Origin of the sequence: Ideonella flava (assembly GCF_051857595.1) — a bacterium.
In the GTDB taxonomy this organism is placed as follows: domain Bacteria; phylum Pseudomonadota; class Gammaproteobacteria; order Burkholderiales; family Burkholderiaceae_C; genus Ideonella.
Window position 1 is genome coordinate 594,372 of sequence record NZ_JBPZHD010000002.1, and the last position, 22,550, is coordinate 616,921.

24 protein-coding genes are annotated in these 22,550 nt (G+C 68.4%); 11 read left to right on the forward strand and 13 right to left on the reverse strand.

Annotation, left to right across the window (positions count from 1 at the left end; translation table 11 throughout):
- The first annotated feature begins 5 nt into the window (after positions 1-5).
- The 3 genes from mdeB to ACS5PM_RS06440 are packed head-to-tail and all read left to right on the forward strand — an operon-like array spanning position 6 to position 5,240.
- Positions 6-2,684 carry an alpha-ketoglutarate dehydrogenase gene (gene mdeB / locus ACS5PM_RS06430; protein ID WP_439386687.1) on the forward strand — a complete coding sequence of 893 codons (2,679 nt, stop codon included), beginning with the start codon at positions 6-8 and terminating at the stop codon, positions 2,682-2,684.
- A 49-nt stretch (positions 2,685-2,733) separates the two neighbouring features.
- On the forward strand, positions 2,734-3,714 hold the full coding sequence (locus ACS5PM_RS06435; RefSeq protein WP_439386689.1) for a Bug family tripartite tricarboxylate transporter substrate binding protein: 981 nt from the start codon (positions 2,734-2,736) through the stop codon (positions 3,712-3,714).
- A 2-nt stretch (positions 3,715-3,716) separates the two neighbouring features.
- The gene (locus ACS5PM_RS06440; RefSeq protein ID WP_439386691.1) at positions 3,717-5,240 is read left to right on the forward strand and encodes an amidase; all 1,524 of its coding nucleotides are present in this window, start codon (positions 3,717-3,719) and stop codon (positions 5,238-5,240) included.
- A gap of 682 nt (positions 5,241-5,922) precedes the next feature.
- On the opposite strand, the gene ACS5PM_RS06445 is transcribed toward ACS5PM_RS06440, so the two are convergent.
- A complete protein-coding gene (locus tag ACS5PM_RS06445) occupies positions 5,923-7,053 on the reverse strand; it encodes a substrate-binding domain-containing protein (protein WP_439386693.1) in 1,131 nt (376 codons plus the stop codon).
- Between the two features lie 202 nt (positions 7,054-7,255).
- On the opposite strand from ACS5PM_RS06445, the gene ACS5PM_RS06450 reads away from it, so the two are divergent.
- The 5 genes from ACS5PM_RS06450 to ACS5PM_RS06470 all read left to right on the forward strand — a co-directional run bounded on the left by ACS5PM_RS06450 (position 7,256) and on the right by ACS5PM_RS06470 (position 11,621).
- Positions 7,256-7,732 (forward strand): 4Fe-4S dicluster domain-containing protein, encoded by a 477-nt coding sequence (locus tag ACS5PM_RS06450; RefSeq protein ID WP_439386695.1) that lies wholly within the window; start codon positions 7,256-7,258, stop codon positions 7,730-7,732.
- A 22-nt stretch (positions 7,733-7,754) separates the two neighbouring features.
- Positions 7,755-9,602, forward strand: a complete 1,848-nt coding sequence (locus tag ACS5PM_RS06455) for an aldehyde ferredoxin oxidoreductase family protein (RefSeq protein WP_439386697.1) — start codon at positions 7,755-7,757, stop codon at positions 9,600-9,602.
- Complete coding sequence (locus ACS5PM_RS06460) at positions 9,602-10,879, forward strand: NAD(P)/FAD-dependent oxidoreductase (RefSeq protein WP_439386699.1); 1,278 nt, start codon at positions 9,602-9,604, stop codon at positions 10,877-10,879. Before ACS5PM_RS06455 ends, ACS5PM_RS06460 begins: the two co-directional genes overlap by 1 nt.
- 161 nt (positions 10,880-11,040) lie before the next feature.
- Positions 11,041-11,295: a sulfur carrier protein ThiS gene (gene thiS / locus ACS5PM_RS06465; protein WP_439386701.1), complete on the forward strand. Its 255-nt coding sequence runs from the start codon at positions 11,041-11,043 to the stop codon at positions 11,293-11,295.
- 20 nt (positions 11,296-11,315) lie between these two features.
- A complete protein-coding gene (locus ACS5PM_RS06470) occupies positions 11,316-11,621 on the forward strand; it encodes a hypothetical protein (RefSeq protein WP_439386703.1) in 306 nt (101 codons plus the stop codon).
- A 4-nt stretch (positions 11,622-11,625) separates the two neighbouring features.
- On the opposite strand, the gene ACS5PM_RS06475 is transcribed toward ACS5PM_RS06470, so the two are convergent.
- Entirely contained in the window at positions 11,626-12,105 is a 480-nt protein-coding gene (locus ACS5PM_RS06475) for a GNAT family N-acetyltransferase (protein ID WP_439386705.1), read from the reverse strand.
- Positions 12,095-12,496: a VOC family protein gene (locus ACS5PM_RS06480; protein ID WP_439386707.1), complete on the reverse strand. Its 402-nt coding sequence runs from the start codon at positions 12,494-12,496 to the stop codon at positions 12,095-12,097. Before ACS5PM_RS06480 ends, ACS5PM_RS06475 begins: the two co-directional genes overlap by 11 nt.
- A 77-nt stretch (positions 12,497-12,573) precedes the next feature.
- Here ACS5PM_RS06480 and ACS5PM_RS06485 point away from each other — a divergent pair, with 77 nt between their 5' ends.
- Positions 12,574-12,984, forward strand: a complete 411-nt coding sequence (locus ACS5PM_RS06485) for a nuclear transport factor 2 family protein (RefSeq protein ID WP_439386709.1) — start codon at positions 12,574-12,576, stop codon at positions 12,982-12,984.
- Between the two features lie 13 nt (positions 12,985-12,997).
- Here ACS5PM_RS06485 and ACS5PM_RS06490 read toward each other — a convergent pair whose 3' ends face one another.
- The 10 genes from ACS5PM_RS06490 to ACS5PM_RS06535 form a co-directional block, all read right to left on the reverse strand.
- On the reverse strand, positions 12,998-13,378 hold the full coding sequence (locus tag ACS5PM_RS06490) for a VOC family protein (RefSeq protein WP_439386711.1): 381 nt from the start codon (positions 13,376-13,378) through the stop codon (positions 12,998-13,000).
- Positions 13,375-13,881 (reverse strand): GNAT family N-acetyltransferase, encoded by a 507-nt coding sequence (locus tag ACS5PM_RS06495; protein WP_439386713.1) that lies wholly within the window; start codon positions 13,879-13,881, stop codon positions 13,375-13,377. The genes ACS5PM_RS06490 and ACS5PM_RS06495 overlap by 4 nt, the downstream gene beginning before the upstream one ends.
- Positions 13,878-14,348, reverse strand: a complete 471-nt coding sequence (locus ACS5PM_RS06500; protein ID WP_439386715.1) for a GNAT family N-acetyltransferase — start codon at positions 14,346-14,348, stop codon at positions 13,878-13,880. Before ACS5PM_RS06500 ends, ACS5PM_RS06495 begins: the two co-directional genes overlap by 4 nt.
- 44 nt (positions 14,349-14,392) lie before the next feature.
- A complete protein-coding gene (locus ACS5PM_RS06505; protein ID WP_439386717.1) occupies positions 14,393-14,785 on the reverse strand; it encodes a DoxX-like family protein in 393 nt (130 codons plus the stop codon).
- On the reverse strand, positions 14,786-15,316 hold the full coding sequence (locus ACS5PM_RS06510; RefSeq protein WP_439386719.1) for a 2'-5' RNA ligase family protein: 531 nt from the start codon (positions 15,314-15,316) through the stop codon (positions 14,786-14,788). It lies immediately after the preceding gene.
- A 28-nt stretch (positions 15,317-15,344) separates the two neighbouring features.
- Positions 15,345-15,779 (reverse strand): GNAT family N-acetyltransferase, encoded by a 435-nt coding sequence (locus tag ACS5PM_RS06515; RefSeq protein ID WP_439386721.1) that lies wholly within the window; start codon positions 15,777-15,779, stop codon positions 15,345-15,347.
- A 2-nt stretch (positions 15,780-15,781) separates the two neighbouring features.
- A complete protein-coding gene (locus ACS5PM_RS06520) occupies positions 15,782-16,237 on the reverse strand; it encodes a GNAT family N-acetyltransferase (protein WP_439386724.1) in 456 nt (151 codons plus the stop codon).
- 15 nt (positions 16,238-16,252) lie between these two features.
- Positions 16,253-16,753: a DinB family protein gene (locus ACS5PM_RS06525; protein WP_439386726.1), complete on the reverse strand. Its 501-nt coding sequence runs from the start codon at positions 16,751-16,753 to the stop codon at positions 16,253-16,255.
- Between the two features lie 207 nt (positions 16,754-16,960).
- Positions 16,961-17,461, reverse strand: a complete 501-nt coding sequence (locus ACS5PM_RS06530) for a DinB family protein (RefSeq protein WP_439386728.1) — start codon at positions 17,459-17,461, stop codon at positions 16,961-16,963.
- A 62-nt stretch (positions 17,462-17,523) separates the two neighbouring features.
- On the reverse strand, positions 17,524-17,919 hold the full coding sequence (locus ACS5PM_RS06535; protein ID WP_439386730.1) for a tautomerase family protein: 396 nt from the start codon (positions 17,917-17,919) through the stop codon (positions 17,524-17,526).
- A gap of 229 nt (positions 17,920-18,148) precedes the next feature.
- Here ACS5PM_RS06535 and ACS5PM_RS06540 point away from each other — a divergent pair, with 229 nt between their 5' ends.
- The gene (locus ACS5PM_RS06540) at positions 18,149-21,022 is read left to right on the forward strand and encodes an ATP-binding protein (RefSeq protein ID WP_439386732.1); all 2,874 of its coding nucleotides are present in this window, start codon (positions 18,149-18,151) and stop codon (positions 21,020-21,022) included.
- Positions 21,023-21,089: 67 nt separating this feature from the next.
- Entirely contained in the window at positions 21,090-22,517 is a 1,428-nt protein-coding gene (locus ACS5PM_RS06545) for a M14 family zinc carboxypeptidase (protein WP_439386734.1), read from the forward strand.
- The last annotated feature ends 33 nt before the right edge of the window (positions 22,518-22,550 follow it).

A 22,550-nucleotide genomic window follows, 5' to 3' on the forward strand; every position in this document is an offset into this window, starting at 1 on the left:
GCCGCATGGACGCCCGGAGCCCGGATGCCGGCCTTCTCGACGCGGACGAGGCCCGCGAGTGGTGCGACGCGCTCGACGGCATCCTCGCCGCCTGGGGCCCCGAGGCGGGCCCGCTTCAGGCCGGGGCCGTCCTCGACGCCCTGCTGGAGCACGCCCGCCAACGCAGGCTGCCCTGGCGCCCCCACGCCAGCACGCCCTACCTGAACACGGTGGGCCTCGACACGCAGCCACCCTACCCGGGCGACCTGCAGATCGAGCGGCGGCTGTCGGCCATCCTGCGGTGGAACGCGGTCGCGATGGTGGTGCGGGCCAACGCTGCCTATGGCGACTTGGGTGGTCACATCGCGAGCTACGCCTCCGCGGCCGACTTGTTCGAAGTGGGCTTCCACCACTTCTTCCGCGGGCCCGAGGCCCCGGCCGGCGCCGACCTCGTCTACTTCCAGCCGCATTCGGCGCCCGGCGTGTATGCCCGCGCCTTCGTCGAAGGCCGACTGGACGAAGGGGCGCTGCAGCACTACCGGCAGGAGATCACCGCGCGCCGAGGCGGCGGGCAGGGCCTGAGCTCCTACCCGCATCCCTGGTCCATGCCGGACTTCTGGCAGTTCCCGACCGGCTCCATGGGCATAGGGCCGATCAACGCGGTGTACCAGGCGCGCTTCATGCGCTACCTGGAGCATCGCGGCCTGGCGCAGACGGCCGGGCGGCGCGTGTGGGGCTTCTTCGGCGACGGAGAGATGGACGAGCCTGAGTCCATCGCCGCGCTCACGCTGGCCGCGCGCGAGCGTCTCGACAACTGCACCTTCGTCATCAACTGCAACCTGCAGCGCCTGGACGGGCCGGTGCGCGGCAACGGCCGCATCGTCGACGAGCTCGAGTCGCTGTTCCACGGCGCCGGCTGGAACGTCATCAAGTGCCTCTGGGGTTCGGAATGGGATGAGCTGCTGGCACGCGACCACACGCACGCCATCGCGCAAGCCTTCGCGGCCACCGTCGACGGCGAGTTCCAGACGCTGTCGGCCAACGACGGCGCGTTCAACCGCCGCAGCTTCTTTGCCAAGAGCCCGGCGTTGAGCGAGCTGGTCGCGCACCTGTCGGACGACCAGATCGATGCCCTGCGCCGCGGGGGACACGACCCGGTGAAGATCCATGCCGCCTTCGCGCTGGCGACCCAGACCCAGGGGCGCCCGAGCGTGGTGCTGGCCAAGACCATGAAGGGCTTCGGCATGGGCGCGCTCGGCCAGGGCCGCATGACCACGCACCAGCAGAAGAAGCTGGACGCCGACAAGCTGCTCGCGTTCCGTGACCGCTTCCAGCTGCCGCTCGGTGACGAGGAGGCGAGGTCGGCCACGTTCCTGCGGCCCGGCGCCGATTCACCGGAGCAGCGCTACCTGCAGGAGCGTCGCGCGGGGCTCGGTGGGAGCTTGCCGCAGCGCCGAGTCACCGCGGCGCCGCTGCCTGTGCCGGCCATCGCGTCGTATGCCTCCTTCGCGCTCGACGCCGACGGCAAGTCCATGAGCACCACCATGGCCTTCGTGCGCATGCTCGGCAACCTGCTGAAGGATGCGACGCTGGGCCCGCGCATCGTGCCCATCGTCGCCGACGAGGCGCGCACCTTCGGCATGGCGAGCCTGTTCCGCCAGGTCGGCATCTACGCGCCCTTCGGCCAGCTCTACCAGCCCGAGGATGCCAACTCCATGCTTTCGTACCGCGAGGACCGCAGCGGGCAGATGCTGGAGGAGGGCATCTCCGAGGCCGGCGCGGTGTCTTCATGGACGGCCGCCGCCACCAGCTACTCGACCCACGGCCTGGCCATGCTGCCGTTCTACATCTACTACAGCATGTTCGGCTTCCAGCGGGTGGGCGACCTGATCTGGGCGGCGGCCGACCAGCGTTCACGCGGCTTTCTCATCGGCGCCACCTCGGGCCGCACGACGCTCGGTGGCGAAGGCCTGCAACACCAGGACGGCACCAGCCACCTCGCCGCCGCGACCATCCCCAACTGCCGAGCCTACGACCCGGCCTTCGCCGGCGAACTGGCAGTGATCGTCGACCACGGCATGCGCCGAATGGTGGCGGAGCAGGCCGACGAGTTTTTCTACGTCACCGTCACCAACGAGAACGTCGACAACCCGAGCCTGCCGCCTGGCGTGCACGAAGACGTGGTGCGCGGCATGTACCTGTTCAAGCATGGCGGGCCGGGCGCTCGCCGGGTGCAGTTGCTGGGCAGCGGCGCGATCATGGGCGAGGTGCTGAAGGCCGCCGCGCAGCTCGAGGCCGAGCACGATGTCGCGGCCGACGTCTGGAGCGTGACCAGCTACGCCGAGATGGCCCGCGAAGGCATCGCCAGGGAACGTCGCTGGCGCCACGGCGAGGTGGAGCAGGTCGACAGCTGGTTCGAGCAGCGCCTGCGAGGCACCACCGGCCCGATCGTCGCGGCCACCGACTACGCGCGGGCCTTGCCCGAGATGGTGCGGCCCTTCGTGCCGCCTGGGCGCCGCTACCTGACGCTGGGCACCGATGGCTTCGGTTGCAGCGACACGCGTGCCGCGCTGCGTTCGCACTTCGAGGTCGACGCTGCGGCCATCGTGCAGGCCAGCCTGCGCGCCGTCGAGGAGATCGATCGAGAGAACCAGGCGCAGGCGCGAGACGGCCTGTCGCGAATCGCATCCCTGGCCGTGACCTGAGCGGTCGCGGCCAGCATCCTGTCATCGCAGCGAGAAGGTGAGCACCATCATGAGAGCGAAGCGCGTACTGGCCATCGTCCTGGCGGCCTGCGGGGCCTGGTTGGGGTTGATGCAGGAGGCGGCCGCCCAGGCCTATCCCTCGAAGCCCGTCACCCTGGTCATCCCCTTCCCGCCGGGCGGCGCCACCGACATCGTCGGCCGGCTGGTGGGCAAGAAGCTGGGCGACCGGCTGGGCCAGCCGGTGGTGATAGACAACCGGGCCGGGGCCGGCACCATCGTCGGCGCCAGCTTCGTGGCCAACGCGAGCAACGACGGCTACACCTTGCTGATCAGCTCCGGCTCGACGTTCACCGCCAACCCGGCGCTGCACGCGAAGCTCGCGTATGACCCGGTCAAGAGCTTCGAGATGATCGGTGGCGTGGCCCGCGTGTCGCTCGTGTTGCTGGCGACCCGCGACCTGCCCATCGACAACCTGAAGCAATTGGTGGCTACCGCGCAGAAGACGCCGGACAAGTACTTCTACGGCTCCTTCGGCAGCGGCACCACGGCCCACTTCGCCGGCGAGTTGCTGTGGAACGCGGTGGGCGTCAAAGTGCAGCATGTGCCCTACAAGGGCAGCGCCCCCGCCATGACCGACCTGATCGCCGGGCAGATCCCCTTGTCCATCGACACCGTGGCCGCTGCCTTGCCCCAGCTCAAGGCCGGCAAGATCAAGGCGATCGCGGTGACCGGCGCGACGCGGGCGCCTCAACTGCCAGACGTTCCCACCGTCGCGGAGAGCGGCTATCCCGGCTTCACGGCCGATTCCTGGCTGGCGCTGGCGGCACCGCGCGGCCTGCCGCAGGAGGCGCGAGCGAAGCTTCAGGCGGCGTTGGCCGAGGTGATGAGCGATGCCGAGGTCCGCAGCAAGCTGCTGGACAACGGCCTGCAGGCGGCTTACGAGCCCGCGGCCGCTGCGGCGTCGCGTGTCGACGAGGAGCTGCCGCGCATGCGGGCCATCGCGCAGCGGGCCAACATCAAGGCGGAGTGAACATGGCGATCGACGACACCCTGGTGTCCCTGTCCGCGGTCGAGCTTCGACGCCTGATCGGATCGAGGGAGGTCTCGCCCGTCGAACTTCTCGACGCCTGCATCGCCCGCATCGAGGCGGTCAACCCGTATGTCAATGCGGTCACCGCCACCTGCTTCGATCGAGCACGCGAGGAGGCGCGTGCCGCCGAGCGCGCCGTGCTCGATGGGCGCCCGCTGGGCCTGCTGCACGGCCTGCCGATGGGCGTGAAGGACCTGGAGGCGACCGAGGGCCTGCTCACCACGCTGGGGTCGGCGATGTTTCGCGGCCACGTGCCCGAGGCGGACAACACGCTGGTGGCCCGGCTGCGCGCCGCCGGCGCCATCGTCGTCGGCAAGACCAACGTGCCCGAGCTCGGCGCCGGCGCCAACACGCGCAATGCCGTCTGGGGCGCCACCGGCAATCCCTTCGATCCGCGGCTCAACGCGGGCGGATCTTCCGGCGGCTCGGCTGCGGCGCTGGCCTGCGACATGCTGCCCGTGTGCACTGGGTCCGATACAGGCGGCTCACTGCGGATCCCGGCGGCGCTGTGCGGCGTCGTGGGCTTCCGGCCGTCGCCGGGGCTGGTGCCGAGCTCGCGCAGGCTGCTGGGCTGGTCGCCGATCTCGGTCGTCGGGCCCATGGGGCGCACGGTCGCGGAGACCTGCCTGCAGCTGGCCGCATCCGCTGGCGTGTCCGACACCGACCCGCTCAGCTATCCGGTCGACGCGGCCTCGTTCGCGAGTCCACCCGCGCAGGACCTGGGCCGCTTGCGCATCGGCTGGACCGAGGACTTCGGCGTGTGCGACGTGGACGAGGGGATCCGCCAGTCCTTCCGCCGCAAGATCGCCGCGATGAAGCACCTGTTCGCCTGCTGCGACGAGCTGAGCTTCGACCTGGGCGACGCGCACCGCTGCTTCGACGTGCTGCGCGCCGAGGCCTTCGTGGCCAGCACCCGCGACGCCTACGAGCGCGACCCGTCGAGCCTGGGCCCCAACACCCGCGCCAACTTCGAGATCGGCGCCGCGATGAGCCTGCTCGACAGCGCCTGGGCGCAGGCCGAGCAGACGCGAATCCTGGCCCGGTTCCGCCGGACGATGGAGGGCTACGACGTCGTCCTGTCCCCCACGACGCCGGTGTCGCCCTTCCCGTGGACGACGTTGTACGCGGACACCATCGCTGGCAAGGCTCAGGCGAACTACTACCAGTGGCTCGCCCTGACCTATGTCGTCACGCTGACGACCTTGCCTTCGCTCAGCCTGCCGTGCGGCGTGGATCACGCAGGCATGCCTTTCGGGCTGCAGATGGTGGGCCGCTTCCGCGGGGACCTGGAAGTGCTGTCGGCCGCTGCGGCGATGGAGCGGGCATTCGCGCCGTCCGACGAACTCCGCCGCCCGCGTCCGGTTCTCGATCGGCTGGGGCCGGTGGTTCCGTCGTTGACCTCCATCGTCACCTCGCCTCCCGTGTGGGGCGGCGGGCCGAGCGCGGGAGCGGTGGCGGCTGCTTGATGGCCTCATCGGATGAATGAGCCTTCGACAGGCTCAGGCCGAACGGGAGGGTGCGTTCGGCCGGACCACCTCCACCCCGTTCGCCCTGAGCCTGTCGAAGGGGGACGCGCCGTGTCGACCCCCGTTGAACAAGAAGCCTTCGACAGGCTCAGGCCGAACGGATGGGAAGTGTTCGGCGGGCCGAGCGGATGGATGAGCCTTCGACAGGCTCAGGCCGAACGGGGAGGGTGCGTTCGGCCGGATCACCTCCATCCCGTTCGCCCTGAGCCTGTCGAAGGGGAACGCGCCGTGTCGACCACCGTGGAACAAGAAGCCTTCGACGGGCTCAGGCCGAACGGATGGGAAGTGCTCGGCGGGCCGAGCGGATGAATGAGCCTTCGACAGGCTCAGGCCGAACGGATGGGACGTGCTCGGCGGGCCGAGCCTTCGACAGGCTCAGGCCGAACGGGGAAGGTGCGTTCGGTCGGATCACCTCCACCCCGTTCGCCCTGAGCCTGTCGAACGGGAACGCGCGGCGCCAAGTCCGTTGGACAAGAAGCCTTCGACAGGCTCAGGCCGACGGATGGGAGAGGTGTTCGGCGGAGTGGCGCGCGAGGGCGGCAATCTCTACCCCGTTCACCCTGAGCCTGTCGAAGGGCCCAGCGCGCAAGGTTTCGACAAGCTCGGCGCCCAACGGAGTCCGTCAGCGTCCCGACACCGCCCGCGCCCTCTTCGCCGTCCTGTAGTGCCACCACGGCAGTGCGCGAGTGAGTGAGAGCACCTCGCCCGGCCGATCGGCCGGCTCGTACCCCGGCAGATCCGCCAGGAGCGAAGGCCAGGCGCGAGCGGCGAGCGCCCCGCGCAGCTTGGCCACGGCCGGGTGGTCGAGAGCGTCTTTCAGGCACACGAGGAAGTAGTCCTCCTCGATCAGCGGGACGAAGCCCAGCCCGTAGGCCGCGGCGGCCGCTTCCAGCCCCAAGCCGGCATCGGCGTCGCCGCTGGCGACGACGGCTGCCACGGCGTTGTGGCTGTCCTCGGTCGTGCCTGCCACGGCGTTCAAGGCGCCCTCCGACAGATCGTCCCGCGCCATCAGGTAGTCGCACAGCAGGCGCGTGCCGGAGCCCGGCTGGCGCTGGACGAACCGGGCCTTCAGCGCTGCCACGCCCGCCAGGTCGCGCAAGCTCAGCGGATTGCCGGCGGCCACGATCAGGCCCTGCGTGCGACGGCTGCAGCCGATCAGCTTGTGGCGGCCCGGCTTGAGCAGTGTCTTCAGGGCCGAGGCGAAGAGCTGGTGCCCTTCGGGCAGTCGCGGCACGTGAAACCCGGCCACCAGGCAGCGCCCCTCGGCCAGGGCCCGCAGCGCGTCCAGGCTGCCCGCGAAACGCAGGTCGATGTGCAGGCGCTCGGTGGCGCTGGCGTGGTCGCGAAGCAGCGGCAGCGCGAGGTCGTGGCTGGCGTAGACGGTGAGCACCTGCTGGCTGCCGTCCAGCGCCTCGCCCAGCACCCGCTCCAGCTCGGCGCGCAGGGCCTCGATGTGCGGGGTCAGACGCGCGCGGGCGCGGGCCTCGGCCCAGAGCAGGCGCTCGGCGAAGGGCGTCAGGCGCGCGGGCTGGCCGCGGTTCCAGTGCACCAGGGGCTGGCCGAGGACCGTCTCCCAGTGCTTGAGCGAACCCCACACATGGCGGTAGGACGCGCCCGTCGCCCGGGCGGCATGCTGGATGGAGCCGTGCTCGTGGATGGCGCCGAGCAGGTCGAACAGCGGGTTCTGCAGCGCGGCGCCGCGCTGGTCCCGGGATTCGAAGCTGTACTGGAGGTGGACGCCGCGGGTGCGCATCGCAGGGGCCGGAAAAGGCCGGTCGGACGGGGGAGGGCCGACCATAACCGATGGCTTCGAGCGTCGCTTTGTCCCATCCTGGAACAAGCCGGCGCCCGGTGGCGCCCTTGTGCGGGTTAGGCCTAGGTTTCCCGACGGCACGGCTATGAAGATGATTGCATAGGTGGGTGCCACCACAGCCACGCCAAAGGAGGCGGACGCCATGCAGAAGAGTCTTCACATCAACCCCGACAAGTGCACGGGGTGCCTGCAGTGCGAGATGGCGTGTTCGTACGAGAACTACGCCGTCTTCGCCCCCGCCAAGTCGCGGATCAAGGTGTTCGACTTCCACGAGACGGGGCGCAAGGTGCCCTACACCTGCACGCAGTGCGACGAGGCCTGGTGCCTGCACGCCTGCCCGGTGGAGGCCATCACCATCAACGCGCTCACCGGCGCCAAGGTGGTCAACGAGACGACCTGCGTCGGCTGCAAGGTCTGCACCATCAGCTGCCCGTTCGGCACCATCAACTACGTGCAGGAGACCGGCAAGGTGCAGAAGTGCGATCTGTGCGGCGGCGAGCCGGCCTGCGCCAATGCCTGCCCGACGGGCGCCATCACCTACGTCGATGCCAACTGGACGGGCCTGGACCGCATGCAGGCCTGGGCCGACAAGCTCGGCAACCAGCCGTCGGCGTCCTGAACCCGGCGAAGGAGAAAACATCATGTCCTGGGCTGGAAAGATCCTCCGCGTCAACCTGACCGATGGCACCGTCAAGAGCGAGCCGCTCCGCATGGACTGGGCCAAGCTCTACCTCGGCTCGCGTGGCCTGGCCACCAAGTACTTCGTCGACGAGGTTGACGCACAGGTCGACCCGCTGTCGGCCGCCAACAAGATCATCTGGGCGACCGGCCCGTTGACCGGCACCATGGCCTCCACCGGCGGCCGCTACACCGTGGTCACCAAGGGCCCGCTGACGGGCGCGATCGCCTGCAGCAACTCCGGCGGCTACTGGGGCGCCGAGCTCAAGTGCGCCGGCTGGGACATGGTCATCTTCGAGGGCGCCTCGCCCAAGCCCGTCTACCTCTACGTGAACGACGACGTGGCCGAGCTGCGCGATGCCTCGGCGCTGTGGGGCCACAGCGTCTGGGAGACGGAGGAGACGCTGAAGAAGCTGCACCAGGATCCGCTGCTGCGCATCTCCAGCATCGGCCTGGCGGGCGAGAACGGCGTGCTCTTCGCCGCGGTGGTGAACGACCTGCACCGTGCCGCCGGCCGCTCCGGCGTGGGCGCGGTGATGGGCAGCAAGAACCTCAAGGCCGTCGCCGTGCGCGGCACCAAGGGCGTCGGCAACATCGCCAACCCGATGGAGTTCATGAAGGTCACGGCCGAGAAGAAGAAGATCCTGGCCGAGAACGGCGTCACCGGCCAGGGCCTGCCGGCCTACGGCACGCAGGTGCTGATGAACGTGATCAACGAGATCGGCGCGCTGCCCACCCGCAACCACCGCGACGTGCAGTTCGAAGGCGCCAAGGACATCTCCGCCGAGGCCATGGCCGCGCCGCGCGCCAGCGACGGCAAGAAGCACCTGGTGACCAACCAGGCCTGCTTCGGCTGCACCATCGCCTGCGGCCGCATCAGCAAGATCGACAAGACCCACTTCACGGTCGAGAACAAGCCGCAGTACTGGGGCGCCTCGGGCGGCCTGGAGTACGAAGCGGCCTGGGCGCTGGGCGCCGCCAACGGGGTGAACGACCTCGAGGCGCTGCAGTACGCCAACGTGCTGTGCAACGAGCAGGGCATGGATCCGATCAGCTTCGGCGCCACCATAGGCGCGGTGATGGAGCTGTTCGACATGGGCGTGCTCACCAAGGAACAGCTGGGTGTGGAGGCGCCGTTCGGCTCGGCGCAGGCGCTGGCGCAGTTCGCCGAGATGACGGCCCGGGGCGAGGGCTTCGGCAAGGAGATAGGCCAGGGAAGCAAGCGGCTGACCGCCAAGTACGGCCATCCGGACCTGAGCATGAGCGTCAAGGGCCAGGAGTTCCCGGCCTACGACTCGCGCGGCATCCAGGGCATGGGCCTGGCCTACGCCACCAGCAACCGCGGCGCCTGCCACCTTCGCGGCTACACCGTGGCCAGCGAGGTGCTGGGCATCCCGGTCAAGACCGACCCGCTGAGCGCCGAGGGCAAGCCCGAGCTGGTCAAGGCCTTCCAGGATGCGACGGCCGCCTTCGACTCCGCCGGCATCTGCATCTTCACCAGCTTCGCCTGGACGCTGGCCGACGTGGCGCCCCAGGTGGCCGCCGCCTGCGGCGACGAGTTCACGCTGGAGAACATGGAGAAGATCGGCGAGCGCATCTGGAACATGGAGCGCGACTTCAACAACCGCGCCGGCTTCACCGCCAAGGACGATTCGCTGCCGCCGAGGCTGCTGAACGAGCCGGCCAAGACCGGCCCCGCCAAGGGCCTGGTCAACAAGCTGCCGGAGATGCTGCCCAAGTACTACGCCGCGCGCGGCTGGACGCCTGAAGGCGAGCTGACGGAGCAGACGCGCACCCGGCTGGGCCTGTGATGAAGCACGTCATCCTCGGCGCCGGCCCGGCCGGCGTGATCGCGGCCGAGACGATCCGCAAGCACGCGCCGCAGGACGAGATCGTCGTCATCGGCGACGAGCCCGAGCTGCCGTACTCGCGCATGGCCATCCCCTACCTGCTGATGGGCCAGATCGGCGAAGAGGGCACGCACCTGCGCCGCGGCGGTGCGGCCCACTTCGACCGGCTCTACGTCACGCTCAAGCAGGGCCGGGCGACGCAGGTGGACACCGCCGGCCGCCAGGTGATCCTGGACGATGGCAGCGGCGTGCCCTACGACCGCCTGCTGATAGCCACCGGCTCCTCGCCGGCCACGCCGCCCATCCCGGGCATCGACGGGCCCGGCGTGCACCCCTGCTGGACGCTGGAGGATGCGCGCGCCATCGCGGCGGCGGCCACCCCGGGTGCGCGCGTGCTGCAGCTCGGCGCCGGCTTCATCGGCTGCATCATCATGGAGGCGCTGGCGGCGCGCGGCGTGAAGCTCAGCGTGGTCGAGATGGGCGACCGCATGGTGCCCCGCATGATGGGCCCGACGGCCGGCGGCATGATCAAGCAGTGGTGCGAGGCCAAGGGCGTGGCCGTGCACACCGGCGCGCGGGTGGAGGCGGTCGAGCGCCCCGGCCCCGACGGCGCGCCCATGGGCGTGCGCCTGTCGACGGGCCAGCTGCTGGCGGCCGACCTCGTCATCAGCGCCACCGGCGTCAAACCCAACATCGGGTTCCTGGAGGGCTCGGGCGTGCGTTGCCTGGTGGGCGTGCTGACCGACGAGCACCTGCAGACCAGCGTGCCGGGCATCTACGCGGCCGGCGACTGCGCCGAGGCTTTCGACAAGGTGAGCGGCAAGACGATCGTGAGTGCCATCCAGCCGAACGCGGCCGAGCAGGCGCGGGTGGCGGCGGCCAACATGGTCGGCAAGCCGGCCCCGCTCAAGGGCGTCACCCAGATCAACGTGCTCGACACCCTGGGCCTGATCTCGGCCAGCTTCGGCCACTGGGAGGGCGTGCCGGGCGGGCAGCAGGCGGAGCTCACCGATGAAGCGGCGGGGCGGCACCTGAGCCTGCAGTTCGACGGCGACCGGCTGGTGGGCTGCAACTCGGTGGGCTGGACGCAGCACGTGGGCGTGATGCGCGGCCTGGTCGAGGGGCAGGTCCCGCTCGGGCCCTGGAAGGACAGGCTGATCGAGGATCCAACGCTGTTGATGCAGGCCTACCTCGCCTGCGCGCAGGCGCAGGCCGAGCGCGGCCACCTGAAGGCATGAGAGCCTGAGAGTCCTTCGCTCATGCCCGCTCATCACGCCAAACGGCACCTGCTCGTTGTTGCAAATGCTCGCCATAGCCCAAGCTATGGCGAGCATTTGCGCCTAGACCAGGCACCGTTTGACGCGCTGCTCGGACACGCCCGAAGAACTCTCAGGCTCTGATGCACATCACCTTCAAGCTCTACGCCAGCCTGACCGACTACCTGCCGCCGGACCGCCGGCCCGGCAACGTCATCGAGCTCGATGTGGCCGAGGGCGCGAGCGTGGCCGAGGTCATCGCGCCCTTCAGCCTGCCCGTCAAGATGGTGCACCTGGTGCTCATCAACGGCCTGTTCGTGCCGCCCGAGGAGCGCACCAGCCGCGCGCTGAAGGAAGGCGACGTGCTGGCGATCTGGCCCCCGATAGCTGGCGGCTGACGCGGGTCCATGAGGGCTCGATGGCCGAGGTCCACCCGAGCTTCGAGCGCGAACACGGCTGCACCGAGGCCGACTGGCTGCGCGATCTGCCGGGCGCGGTCGGCCTTCACCGTCTGCTGCTCCCCTGCCCCGGCGAGGCCGAGGTGGTGCTGGAGGACGGCGGCACCCTGAGCTTGCGATGGCAGCCGCTGCCCGATCGCCGCATCGCGCTCATCCGGCTGCCGCGGATGCAGGTGCGCTACGCCTTCAGCGATGCGGTGCCGGCCGAGGCGCGCGCAGCCTTCATGCGACTTTTCGACCTGCACATGCGCCGCGGAGGCGGCTGAGGGCTCAGGCCGCGGCCTGAAGCGCCTTGCCGAGGCAGATCGCCTCGGGCCGTCCCACGTAGCGCCCGAAATTCGGGATGGGCCGATAGCCGTGCCGCTCATAGAAGGCGACGGCCCGCTCGTTCACCTTGCGGGTCTCCAGCCAGACCTCGCGGTAGCCGAAGTTCATCGCCTGCAGCTCCAGGAAAGCCAGGACGGTGCTGCCCACGCTCTGGCTGCCGGGCACCGCGAACATGCGCTTCAGCTCGGCGATCCCAGGCTCCAGCGGCCGGAGGGCCCCGCAGCCTACGGGCGTGCCATCGGCCGACCGCGCGATGGCGAAGCAGGCCCTGTCGACCTGCACGTCCTGCACATCGAACGAGGCTTTGCCATCGCTGCCCGTGATCTGCTGGAGGGTGGAGGACAGGGCCGTGAGAAGCTGCCGGGCTTCAGGCGATGCCGGGTCGGCGATCGAGACGCGGCAGGTGGAATGGTCAGGGTTCATGGGGCGGTGAATGGCAGGCGACGCAGAGCTTGTTGCCGTCGGGATCGCGGAAGTAGGCGCCGTAGTAGTGCTCGTGGTACTCGGGCCTGGGGCCAGGCGCACCTTCTGTCTTGCCCCCGTGCGCCAGGGCCACTTCGTAGGCGCGGTCGACCATGGAGCGGTCCGCGGCCAGGAAGGCGACCATCTGGCCGTGGCCCGGGTGGTGCGGCTGGCCGTCGTACGGCTTGCCCACGAGCAGCAGGGGGCGGGGATCCGGACTGGACTGCCAGCCGGCCCAGGGCCGCTGTCGCTCGCAAAAGCGCAGCTTGATGCCCAATGACTCCATCACGGGCCCATAGAACGCCAGCGCGCGGTCGAAATCGCTGACGCCCAGGAAGACGTGCGAGAACAAGGCCGACTCCTTTTCGAAATCCGAGGGGAACGACGATTGCTGCTCCCGGGTTTCTTCACCCCACGAAGGAGCAGAACATGCAACGACAGAAGACCGATGGCCTGGAACACGAGATCCTGGCGCTCGAAATGCGCTTCTGGGACGCGGTGCAGTCGCGCGACTCGGAAACCGCCGCCAGCCTGAGCGACGATCCCTGCATCGTCGTCGGCTCGCACGGGGTCGGCGAGATCGGCCACGAGACCTTCTCCCAGCTGATGAAACAGGACAAGTGGACCATAGCCGGCTACACGCTGAAGGACGTGCACGTGCGCCAGATCAGCGAAGACGTGGTCGCCGTGGCCTACACCGTCGAAGAGGAAGGCCGGCTCGAAGGCAAGGACCTGAAGCTCAAGGCCTACGACTGCAGCGTGTGGAAGAAGGTCGGCGACCGCTGGATCTGCGTGGTCCACACCGAGACCCCGCACGGCGATCCCCTGGGCGCGCACTGAGCGTCGCCGGCATTCACTCGCCATCCGGCCCCGGCGTGTTCTGCGCGATGCGCCAGAGCACGCCGCTGGGGTCGAACAGCGGGAAGTCCCTCATGCCCCAGGGCTGGTCGGCCGGCGCATCGACGCGCACGCCGAACTCCTCGATGACGCCGGAAGCGACGACCTTCGCATGCCAATCGTCGACGCACTCGACCAGCAGGTGCATCTGGAAGTTCTGGACGAACTCCGGATGGTTGAAGGCCTGCAGCAGAAAGCTGCAGTCGCCATGGCGGACGTAGGCGAGGTCGTCCGAGGACCAGGGGATCTCGAAGCCCAACGCCGCGTAGAAACGCTTGGATCGCTCGAAGTCCAGGGCGGGCACGAAGGCCTTGATCTCGACGGTGGCGAGGTTCACGCGATCTCCTTGCACATGTGGACCTTGGCCTTGTAGCCCGACGGCGTGCGAATGGCCATGGGCTCGACGCCGAAAGTCCGAAATCCCGCGGCCTCGTACAACGCGATGGCTGGGGCATTGCCTTCGGTCGCGGTGAGCGTGACGATCGAGATGCCTGGACGCTGCGCGGCATGCTTCATCGCCGCGGCGACGAGCTCGCGCCCCACGCCGTGGCCACGCCAGGCTTCCAGGACGTACATGCCGATCAGGTGAGCCTTGTGCCGCGTCTTCGGCTTGGAAGAGAACTCCAGCGCGACGGTGCCCACCAGCGTGTCCCCATCCATGGCGCCGAACGCGACGCCCAGGCCCGTCGGATCAGCAATCCGCAGCGCCCACCAGGACAGCGGCATCGCGGCCCGCTCCTGCGGCGTCGAGGTGAAGGCGTCCGGCGCGTGCTCGTAGCCGTGCAGCATGAGATCGCGGTAGGGCGCGGCGTGCTCGGTGGTCAGCGCAATGATGTTCATCCTGTCGGCCCTTCACGTTGCAAGTGCACGAGTTCAAGCGGTGGATGCTGGACCCATGATCGCCCCGCCTCGCCGAAGCCCGCCTGGCGGTAGAGCCCGAGCGCCGGCCCGTTGAGGGCTGCTGTCGACACCCGGACGGGGCGCTGGCCGGCGGCGGTGATGACCTCGTCCAGCATCGCGCGGGCCACTCGCTGGCGATGGAAGGGCGGGTCAACCACCAGGGAGGAAATCTCGAGGCGAACGCCTGAAGCCCAAGCGACTACGCCGACGAGGCGCCCTTGCAGACGCGCGCCAACGAACTGTTCGCCTGAACGAGCGAGGTCCTGGGCCGTGCGCTCGAGCGGAGGAAACGAGTCGACCCCAAGAAGCGCTGCCTCGACTCGGTAGGCCGCGATGTGGAGGGCGTGAACCATCTCCGCCATGCCGCCAGCGGTGATGTCGAGCTGGACGATCTCGGGACGGTTCACGGGGCACACGATTGAACGGTGGGGCGTGCCATGGTGAACCGTACCTAGGTCCTTGCCCGGGTGCGATCCTGAAGGGTCAGGACAGCCACCAGCGAGATCGCAGCCAACGGCACGTTGCTCGCCACGGGATTGAAAGCTGCGCCGAGGTACCCAGGCGCGAACATCACGACGAAGGCCAGCAAGCCAGCCAAGGCGAGGATGCTGAGCGCATGCGGCCAGACCCGGCGATGGAAGACCAGGATGCACAGGCCGAGGGTCAACTCGATCCAGCCGGCGCACACTGCCACGGCGGGAATCCTTTCATGGCTCACACCGAGCGACGCGATCATGGCGAGTTCATCGGCGTGCGGACCCAGCAGCTTGGGGACGATCCCTTGGTAGAGCCAGATGGCCGAAGAGGCGAACCTGGCGATCTGGAGAATGAGCGAATTCGACATTCAGGCCGAAAGAGGGAATGTCCTCAAGGTCTGAAGCGCTCCGTCACGAAGCACACCCGTTGTCAAGGAGCTGATTCGCCCCTGGACCAGGACGCCTGATCGGTTGAGCTGATCGCACATCAGTTTGGCTTGCATGAAGTCCTTCGTCGAGGCGATCGTGATGTGCGGAATGTAGGGAAACTTGAGCCGGTGATAGGGTTCGAGGACGCCGCGATAGAGATCGTCGTGCAACAGCGAAATCTCGGCATTGCCTTCGTTGGGGACCAGGAATACATAGGCGGTGTCGTCCATGTCATCCGCTCCCAACATGGCGTATCGACAGCGAAACTCAATCGTCCTCGAAGCGCGGGCGACGGCCTCGATGTGCGACAGATAGACGCCCTCGTCCAGATCCCCGACCCCGAACACCATCGTGAAGTGCGGCTCCACCACGCGATGACGCGGATCGTTCTGCTGCCGAAACTGCTGAATCCACTGCATCTGCGAAGCGGGGATTTCAAGATTGCCAACGGTGTAGAGCGGCGATCTCATGGTTCCTGCAAGTGGGCGGCCGGAGAAGTCAGGAGCCGAGATCAACGGCGTAGAACCACTCGGACGAGCCATCCTTGTTGACGCCCGCGATCTCGCCGACCTTCTGCCAGCCCAGGTGTTCGAAGATCCGTTGCGTACCCGCGCACCAGTCCTCCGTCGACGACAAAAGCTTGCGCCCCGATGCCTGCGATTGCACGAGACTGACCAGCGATGTCGCTATGCCCTGCCTTCGAAACTCGTCGCACACGCAGAGGTAGGTCAGCAGCGGCTGCCCAAGCAAGCCACGTGGCTCGTAGCTGGCGTACGCGATCACCTTGCCCGCGCTGACGGCGACGAAGCAGGTGCCGGCCTCCACTTCGCGAAGCCGATCGCCATTGAACTCGTCGAACTCCTGGATCTCGGCGATGTCCGACGGCTGTGCGGGGCGGAGCCGGATCGGCATCGATGGATCGGCCATGTCCATGGCTAGCTTTCGATGGGCTTTCTCATGAACACGCTCAGCGGATCGTCCCGGTACTCGCCGTACGGCCCGGTGCGGCTGAATCCGCGGCTTTCGTAGAAGGCCAGTGCTTCGGGCTGCCTCGGTCCCGTCTCCAGCGTCAGCATCGCGCAGCCCTTCGCCTTCGCGTGGGCTTCGAGCAGATCGAGCAGGCGGCGGGCGATGCCCTGGCCGCGGCCATCCGGGCGGACGTACATCCGCTTGACCTCGCCATACTCCGCGCCCAGCACGACCGCGCCACAACCGATGGCGCGCGCGGAGGCATCGCGCGCCACGGCGAAGAGCACGTGGGGTTGCTTCAACGATGCCAGGTCGAGCGCATGCCGGCTTTCCGGCGGGTAGAGCGTGTCCTGATAGGCATCCAGCTCGGCGATGAGCTGGATGACATCGGCCTGGTCGGGTGATTCGAGAGTGACCTGCATCCGGGACCTGGCCGATCAGGCCGCTCGCCGCGCCGGTTCGCTGACGTGCAGGAACTTGGTGTACAGGTCGCGGGGCGGTGCGACCGAGATGGACTTGAGGACCTGGCCGACGTTGCCGCGGTGGTAGCCGCCGTGGGTGATGACGTGCAGCAGGATCTCCTCCCGCGTCATTCGCCCGGAGTCGCCATCGGTGAAAGTGAACGACAGGGCCTCCAACAGCGCAGGCTCGATCAGTCCGTCGACATACTTCACGTACCACGCATCCGTGGCCTCGACGTCGCTGCGAAGCTCGTCGAGCGACGGCGTGCTCTTGGTGTTGGTGGCATCGAACGGCCTCGGCTCGCCGCTCAGGTGCGCGCGGAAAATTCGATCGACCACGTAGATGTGGTTGAGCGTCCTGATGCAGGTGTGGAGCTGCTCGGCGTGCTCGGGCGTCAAGGTGGCGAGCTTCGAGAACAGCTCCGAGTTGGCCCAGGCCTTGTAGGCGAAGAGTGACTTGAGGGTGGTGAGGGACACGGGTCCTCCTGGCGATGTTGTGCGTTGCTCCGGCAAGAAGTCAGGCCGCCGGCGTGTCCTGGCTGAACACGTTCAGCCAGCCCGCAGGGGACCTGCGCCAAAGCGAAGAAATGTACATGCGGGCCCTGCCGGCAGTGCCCGCGGCAGGTGCCCTTCGGCCGTGGAATGGTCCCGTGCTCACGGAAGTCCCCGACAGTTCATGACGGCTCACCACCCGGCAAACCCGCGAAGGATCGCGGCCACCCGCCAGCGGTGATCCTGGTCGTGCGCGGCGAGCTGCTCGATCACGCCGAACACGGTGATCTCCGAGCCGTCGGCACGCAGGCCGACCCGAATCAGCTGCTCGGGCCCGAGCGCCTTGAGCTCGCCGATCAGGGCGGCACGCTCGCGCTCGAAGGCCTCGATCGCGTCATCCCCTTCGCGGGTTTCGTAGGCGTGGTCGACCAGCCAGGCGCCGACGTCCACCGGCTCCAGCGACGGCCTGTCCTCGGCCAGGATGCGGCGGATGCGCAGGCCGTACAGGTCGCTGTCGCAATCCTTGGTGTGCCACAGGTGCTCGAGCAGATGGGACCGGTCGTTCCCGGGCATCCGCAGCAGCGCCTCGCGCGGCAGGCCGGCCAGCGTGCGCCGGAGAAAGACCGGCATCTCCGCCAGTTGATCGATGAGGGTCGCGTAGAGCCGTTCGTCCATGGGCAGGGCAGGGGGCACGCGGCAACCGCGTGCCGAAAGTGGCAGACGCGGGATGGTAGCGACCGCCTTTGCCTGCGCGCTCAGCCGGGATGGTGGAAACGGAACTCCTGCGTCTTGCCGCCGTAGCCGTAGGCGGTGGCCCGGACGTCCTCCACGTGGATGTAGCTCTCCTCGTGGAGGTTGCCGAGCAGCTCGGCCATGGCCGCAAACGCTTCGGCGATGTACTGCAGCTTCTCGGCCTTGGTGTTGGTCTCGTCGACGACCTTCACGTCGAAGTAGAAGCTGCGCTTGTCCAGGGCAGCCAGCGACTCGCCACCGATGAACCAGTCCTGCGGATCCACGTAGTCGATGACGACGGCGGTCAGCTTGCGGTTCTTCCTGAGGATGCGCTCGGTGAGGTCGAGCAGGGTGTTGGTGATCTGCTGCGACAGGGCCTGGCTGCGGTGGGCGGATACCTTGACGTTCAGGATCGGCATGTCGTTTTCCTCGTGAGTGGTTGGGGATGTCGGTGAGGCCACTGTAGGAGCCGGGCCGGAGAACGGAAACCCGACGGGCCGGGAATCGGCCTTGCATTTCGCGCAAAGGCGGGAGGGCGGCCGGCTGGCGCGTGGATGGCCCGCATGGGTCGTTGTGGCGGGCCGGGATGGGGGCGGCGGTGGCAAACTCGCTGGCACCTGCCGCCCACGCCATTGGCGTCGCGAACGCATGCCGCACTCCTTCGCACTCGTGGTCACCGACCTCGTGGAAAGTACCCGGTTGAACGAACAGCTGGGCGATGGCCGCATGAGCTTGTGGTGGGGCATGCACGACCAGGCCGCACGAGACCTTCTCAGGCGCCTGGGTGGGCGGGAGGTGGGCCGAAGCGATGGCTTCCTGGCGCTGTTCGGTTCCGTGGACCAGGCCATCGAGTTCACCGAGGCCTACCACCGGACGATGAGCGGGTTGCCGGAGTCCGCCATGGCCCGCGCGGCCATCCATTTCGGCCCTGTCCGTCTTCGGGTCAACTCGGCCGAAGATGTGGCGCAGGGCTCCTTGGCGTTCGACATCGACGGTCTGGTGCTGCCGGTGGCGATGCGGCTGCTGTCCATGGCAGGTCCTGGTCATACTCTTCTGAGCGAAGAGGCTCGCGCGGCGATGGCTGAGGGGCAGAGACAGGTCTGCTTCCTCGGCCACTGGATGCTCAAAGGGGTGTCGATACCGGTCAAGGTCCACGGCGTCGTCCCGGGCGACGGCCGCCCCCCGCTGCCGCTCGAGGGCGAGAAGGCCTATCGCGTGATCCCGGTGGAAGGCGGATGGGCGCCGGCTCGCGCCATCCCGAGCAACATCGGCCCGGACCTGAACGCGTTCGTCGGCCGGCAAGCCATCCTCGCGGATCTCGCTGCACGCTTCGCCGGGGCGGCCTGGCTGGTGTGTGCCTGCGGCATCGGTGGCGTGGGGAAGACGCGGCTGGCAAGGCGCTTCGCCCGGTCTTGGCTGGGCGAGTTCCCGGGCGGTGCATGGTTCTGCGACATCGCCCCGGCGAGCGAGCGGAATGGTGTGATGCACTGCGTGGCCCACAGCCTGGGAGTGGCCCTGGGGCGCGAACCGGACCGCCAATTGGCGGCGGCGGTAGCCTCGCGTGGCCGCTGCCTGCTCGTGCTGGACAACTGCGAGCATCTCACCTCGGAGCTCGCACCTCTCTTGCTCGACTGGCGGAGCTCGGCGCCCGAGGCCCGGTTCCTGGTCACCAGCCGCCATCCTCTGGATGTGGAAGGGGAGGAGGTCCTGTGGGTGCATCCGCTGGAGGAGGCAGACGCGGTGCAACTGTTCGAGGAACGGGCACGCGCTCTGGGCGTGGCGCAGGGCGATGCCGAGGAGAGCGGGCGGAGCATCGCAGCGCTGGTTCAACTGCTGGACTGCCTGCCGCTGGCCATCGAGCTGGCGGCTGCGCGCAGTCGCCTGATGACGCCGGCGAAACTGCTCGAACAGGCCGGCGAGCGCCTGAACTGGCCGGACCCGCGGCGCGGACGGCCCGCCCGTCAGGCCACGCTGTGGGCGACGCTGGAGTGGTCATGGAGCCTGCTGTCCAAGGCAGAGCAAGCGGCGCTGGGACAGTTGTCGGCCTTCGAGGGAGGCTTCTCGCTGGAGGCGGCCGAAGCCATCGTCGTCACGGCCGATCCGCGCGGCGATCCGGCGGTGGTCAACCTCACGCAGGCGCTTGTGGAGAAGTCCCTGGTGTGCGCGCCAGTGTCCGGGCGCATGGAATTGCTGGGGGCGGTCAAGGACTTCGCCGGCGAAATGGCCAGTCGTGCCCCGGCGGACCAGGCCGCGGCCCTGCGTCGCCATGCCACGTTCTTCGCCGGTCAGGCGGACCGCCACCATGCGGGGCCGAACGAAATGGCGAACCTGGCGGCGGCGGCGCGGCGCATGGCACAGGCAGGTGAAGTCGACCTGGCGCTGGCCAACCTCGAAGGCGCGTGGGAGCTGCTGAAACTGCGCGGACCTTTCGGCAGCGTGCTCGCCCTCGCGACGGAAGTGGCCGCCATCCCGATGCCTGCCTCCGCCCGTGGTCGGGTGGAGCGCATCCTGGCCTGGGCATGCAAGGCCTGCGGCAGGAGCGCCGACGCGCGGGCCCACTTCGAGGCCGCGATCGACCACGCCCGCCAGGCCGGCGACGTTCGGACGGCGTCATACGCCTTGAGCTTGCTGGGCGACCTGCTGGTCAACCAGGGGCACATGGAGTCCGCCCGCGCTGTTCTCGAGCAGGCATTGGCGGCCGCCTTGGCCACCGCAGATGCCACGCTCGAATGCGAGGCCCACACGCCGCTGGGCAACCTGCATCGCAGCCTGGGCGACTACGCCGGCGCGCGTGCTCACTATGAATCGGCCCTGGCCGCGGCTCGACGCGGGGGATTGCGTCGCTGGGAGGGCGGCACGCTGGGCAACCTGGGAATGCTCGCGGCGGAGCAGGGCCGCCTGGGCGAGGCGCATGAGTTGTGCACCAGCGCGCTGTCGATCGCGCGTGAGCTCGGCGACCGTCAGTGGGAAGCCAACACCCTGTGCAACCTGGGCCTGCTGCATCACACGGAACATCGCAGCCTGCTGGCGGTCGAGGAGTTGGAGATGGCCTTGGTCGCCGCGCGGCAGCTGGGCCATGTGCGTCTTCAGGCGATCGTGCTGTGCAACCTGGGCCTGGCAGCCGAGGAGCTGGGACAGGCCGCGGCAGCCGGCGGCCACTACGAATCGGCCCTGGAAGTTGCTCGAGCCCTGCAGGACAGAAGAACCGAAGGCCAGGTGTTGGGCTACCTGGGGGCGCTGCACGGTCGGGCCGGGCGCTTCGCGCAGGCGGACAGGTGCCTGCGCGACGGGCAGGCCCACCTGGAGGATATTGGCGACAAGATGAGTCTGGGGCTGCTGCTGTGCGCGCGCGCGGAGTGCGCCTGGAGGGCCGGCAAGCGGGACGAGATGGACACCTCGCTCGCGTCGGCCGAGGCCCTGGCGGTCGCCGTCGGGGCCGGCGAGGGCAGTGAGCTGCTCGAGGCGCTCGGCCGGGTCAGGCACCTGGTTTCGACGGCCGGGCCATCCGGCGGACCGGCCTGACGGCCGGGGTCGTGGCCGATGCCCCATCCGGCCCGGTCGGCACGACGGTGTTTCCTCATCCCTGGGGATGCGCGATTTGACGATTGCGCGGCCAATGGCGTCCTCACGCAGACGAAAGTGCCGACACATGCCAACTCGTACCGGACAGGTCTTTGTGCAGGTCGAAGGAGCGCCTTCCTCGGTCGCCAAATGGCTGGGGAAGTCAACGGCGGAGCTGCACGGCGTGCAGATCCGTGGCGAAGACCTGGTCGGCACGGCCTTGGTGCCGGCCGACCTTGTCGCCAACGTTGCCAGGTTCGGCTTGAAGGTCTTGCGCAGTGAGCCCGAGCTTGCCCGGACTGCCGAAGCGCTGCGGGCATGGGTCCCTTCGACGAACCGGTTTCGCAACGGCCAGCCGCCACCCAGCCTGGGCGCCGGTCAGTCTCGGGAGGGCTACGAGCCCTACTACAACGACGAGGAGTTCAACGAGGCACTCGTGAACCTCGAAGCGACGTACCCGGACCAGGCCCAACTGATCGACCTGCCGCATCGGACCTGGCAGAACCGGAACGTGAAGGCATTGCGCCTCGGACGACCGTCTTCGAAGAAGCCGGCCATCGTCATGCTCGGCTGCATGCATGCCGACGAGTGGGGGGGCTGCGAGATCCTGTTGCACCTCGCGTCCGATCTGCTGTATTCGGTCGTGCATGACGTGCCGTTGAACTACGGCGGCCTCGAGATTTCGCCTTTGGAGGTCGCGCAACTGCTTGCCGAGCGCGACCTCATCCTGGTGCCGGTGGTCAACCCCGACGGCCGCCATGCGACCCAGACGGACCCCACGAGGGCGGGCATGCGCCGCAACGCGCGCCCGAAGAACGGACTGGATTTCGCGGCAGGCGTCGATCTCAACCGCAACTTCGATTTCCTTTTCGACGTCGCCGAGTTCGATCCTGCGGTCGCCCCCTGGGACCTCGATGACACCGACTCCGGCAACTACCACGGACCGTCCGCTGCGTCCGAACCAGAGACGAAGAACATCCGCGCGCTGCTCGACAGCTATCCGGCACGCTGGCTCATCGACCTTCATCGGCCCGGCCTGACCATTCGACATCCCTGGGCTGTCGACGAGTCGCAAGCCACGAACTCGGCCATGAACTTCAGGCAGGCGGGCTACCGCGGCCGGCGGGGCTTGAGGGGCGATGCCTACAGCGAGTTCATGTGCTCGCAGGACCAGGCATTGTTCGAACGGCTGGCGTCGCGCTTCGTGGCCGATGTGGTGGGCGCTGGTGGTCCGCAGTTCAGCACGAGCGCCTGGTACGTCGACAGGCCGATGCCGGGTTCCTGCCTGGACTACGCCTACGCCAGGCATCTGGTCGACGGGCAGTGCGGGAAGACTCTTTCATTCCTCGTGGAGTGGGATGACAACTACAACCAACCCGACCCCGACAGGATGACGACCGTGCTCGGGTACGCGGCGGCCGGGTTGATCGGGTTCAGCCTGGAGACATTGCGTTGAAGTCAATTGGCCAGTTCACTCATCGAAGAAGGG

Excerpts from the sequence above, each read along its gene's own strand:
- mdeB (WP_439386687.1), top strand. The coding sequence starts at position 6 with ATGGACGCCCGGAGCCCGGATGCCGGCCTTCTCGACGCGGACGAGGCC.
- ACS5PM_RS06435 (WP_439386689.1), top strand. The coding sequence starts at position 2,734 with ATGAGAGCGAAGCGCGTACTGGCCATCGTCCTGGCGGCCTGCGGGGCC.
- ACS5PM_RS06440 (WP_439386691.1), top strand. The coding sequence starts at position 3,717 with ATGGCGATCGACGACACCCTGGTGTCCCTGTCCGCGGTCGAGCTTCGA.
- ACS5PM_RS06445 (WP_439386693.1), bottom strand. The coding sequence starts at position 7,053 with ATGCGCACCCGCGGCGTCCACCTCCAGTACAGCTTCGAATCCCGGGAC.
- ACS5PM_RS06450 (WP_439386695.1), top strand. The coding sequence starts at position 7,256 with ATGCAGAAGAGTCTTCACATCAACCCCGACAAGTGCACGGGGTGCCTG.
- ACS5PM_RS06455 (WP_439386697.1), top strand. The coding sequence starts at position 7,755 with ATGTCCTGGGCTGGAAAGATCCTCCGCGTCAACCTGACCGATGGCACC.
- ACS5PM_RS06460 (WP_439386699.1), top strand. The coding sequence starts at position 9,602 with ATGAAGCACGTCATCCTCGGCGCCGGCCCGGCCGGCGTGATCGCGGCC.
- thiS (WP_439386701.1), top strand. The coding sequence starts at position 11,041 with ATGCACATCACCTTCAAGCTCTACGCCAGCCTGACCGACTACCTGCCG.
- ACS5PM_RS06470 (WP_439386703.1), top strand. The coding sequence starts at position 11,316 with ATGGCCGAGGTCCACCCGAGCTTCGAGCGCGAACACGGCTGCACCGAG.
- ACS5PM_RS06475 (WP_439386705.1), bottom strand. The coding sequence starts at position 12,105 with ATGAACCCTGACCATTCCACCTGCCGCGTCTCGATCGCCGACCCGGCA.
- ACS5PM_RS06485 (WP_439386709.1), top strand. The coding sequence starts at position 12,574 with ATGCAACGACAGAAGACCGATGGCCTGGAACACGAGATCCTGGCGCTC.
- ACS5PM_RS06495 (WP_439386713.1), bottom strand. The coding sequence starts at position 13,881 with ATGAACATCATTGCGCTGACCACCGAGCACGCCGCGCCCTACCGCGAT.
- ACS5PM_RS06505 (WP_439386717.1), bottom strand. The coding sequence starts at position 14,785 with ATGTCGAATTCGCTCATTCTCCAGATCGCCAGGTTCGCCTCTTCGGCC.
- ACS5PM_RS06510 (WP_439386719.1), bottom strand. The coding sequence starts at position 15,316 with ATGAGATCGCCGCTCTACACCGTTGGCAATCTTGAAATCCCCGCTTCG.
- ACS5PM_RS06515 (WP_439386721.1), bottom strand. The coding sequence starts at position 15,779 with ATGGACATGGCCGATCCATCGATGCCGATCCGGCTCCGCCCCGCACAG.
- ACS5PM_RS06520 (WP_439386724.1), bottom strand. The coding sequence starts at position 16,237 with ATGCAGGTCACTCTCGAATCACCCGACCAGGCCGATGTCATCCAGCTC.
- ACS5PM_RS06535 (WP_439386730.1), bottom strand. The coding sequence starts at position 17,919 with ATGCCGATCCTGAACGTCAAGGTATCCGCCCACCGCAGCCAGGCCCTG.
- ACS5PM_RS06540 (WP_439386732.1), top strand. The coding sequence starts at position 18,149 with ATGCCGCACTCCTTCGCACTCGTGGTCACCGACCTCGTGGAAAGTACC.
- ACS5PM_RS06545 (WP_439386734.1), top strand. The coding sequence starts at position 21,090 with ATGCGCGATTTGACGATTGCGCGGCCAATGGCGTCCTCACGCAGACGA.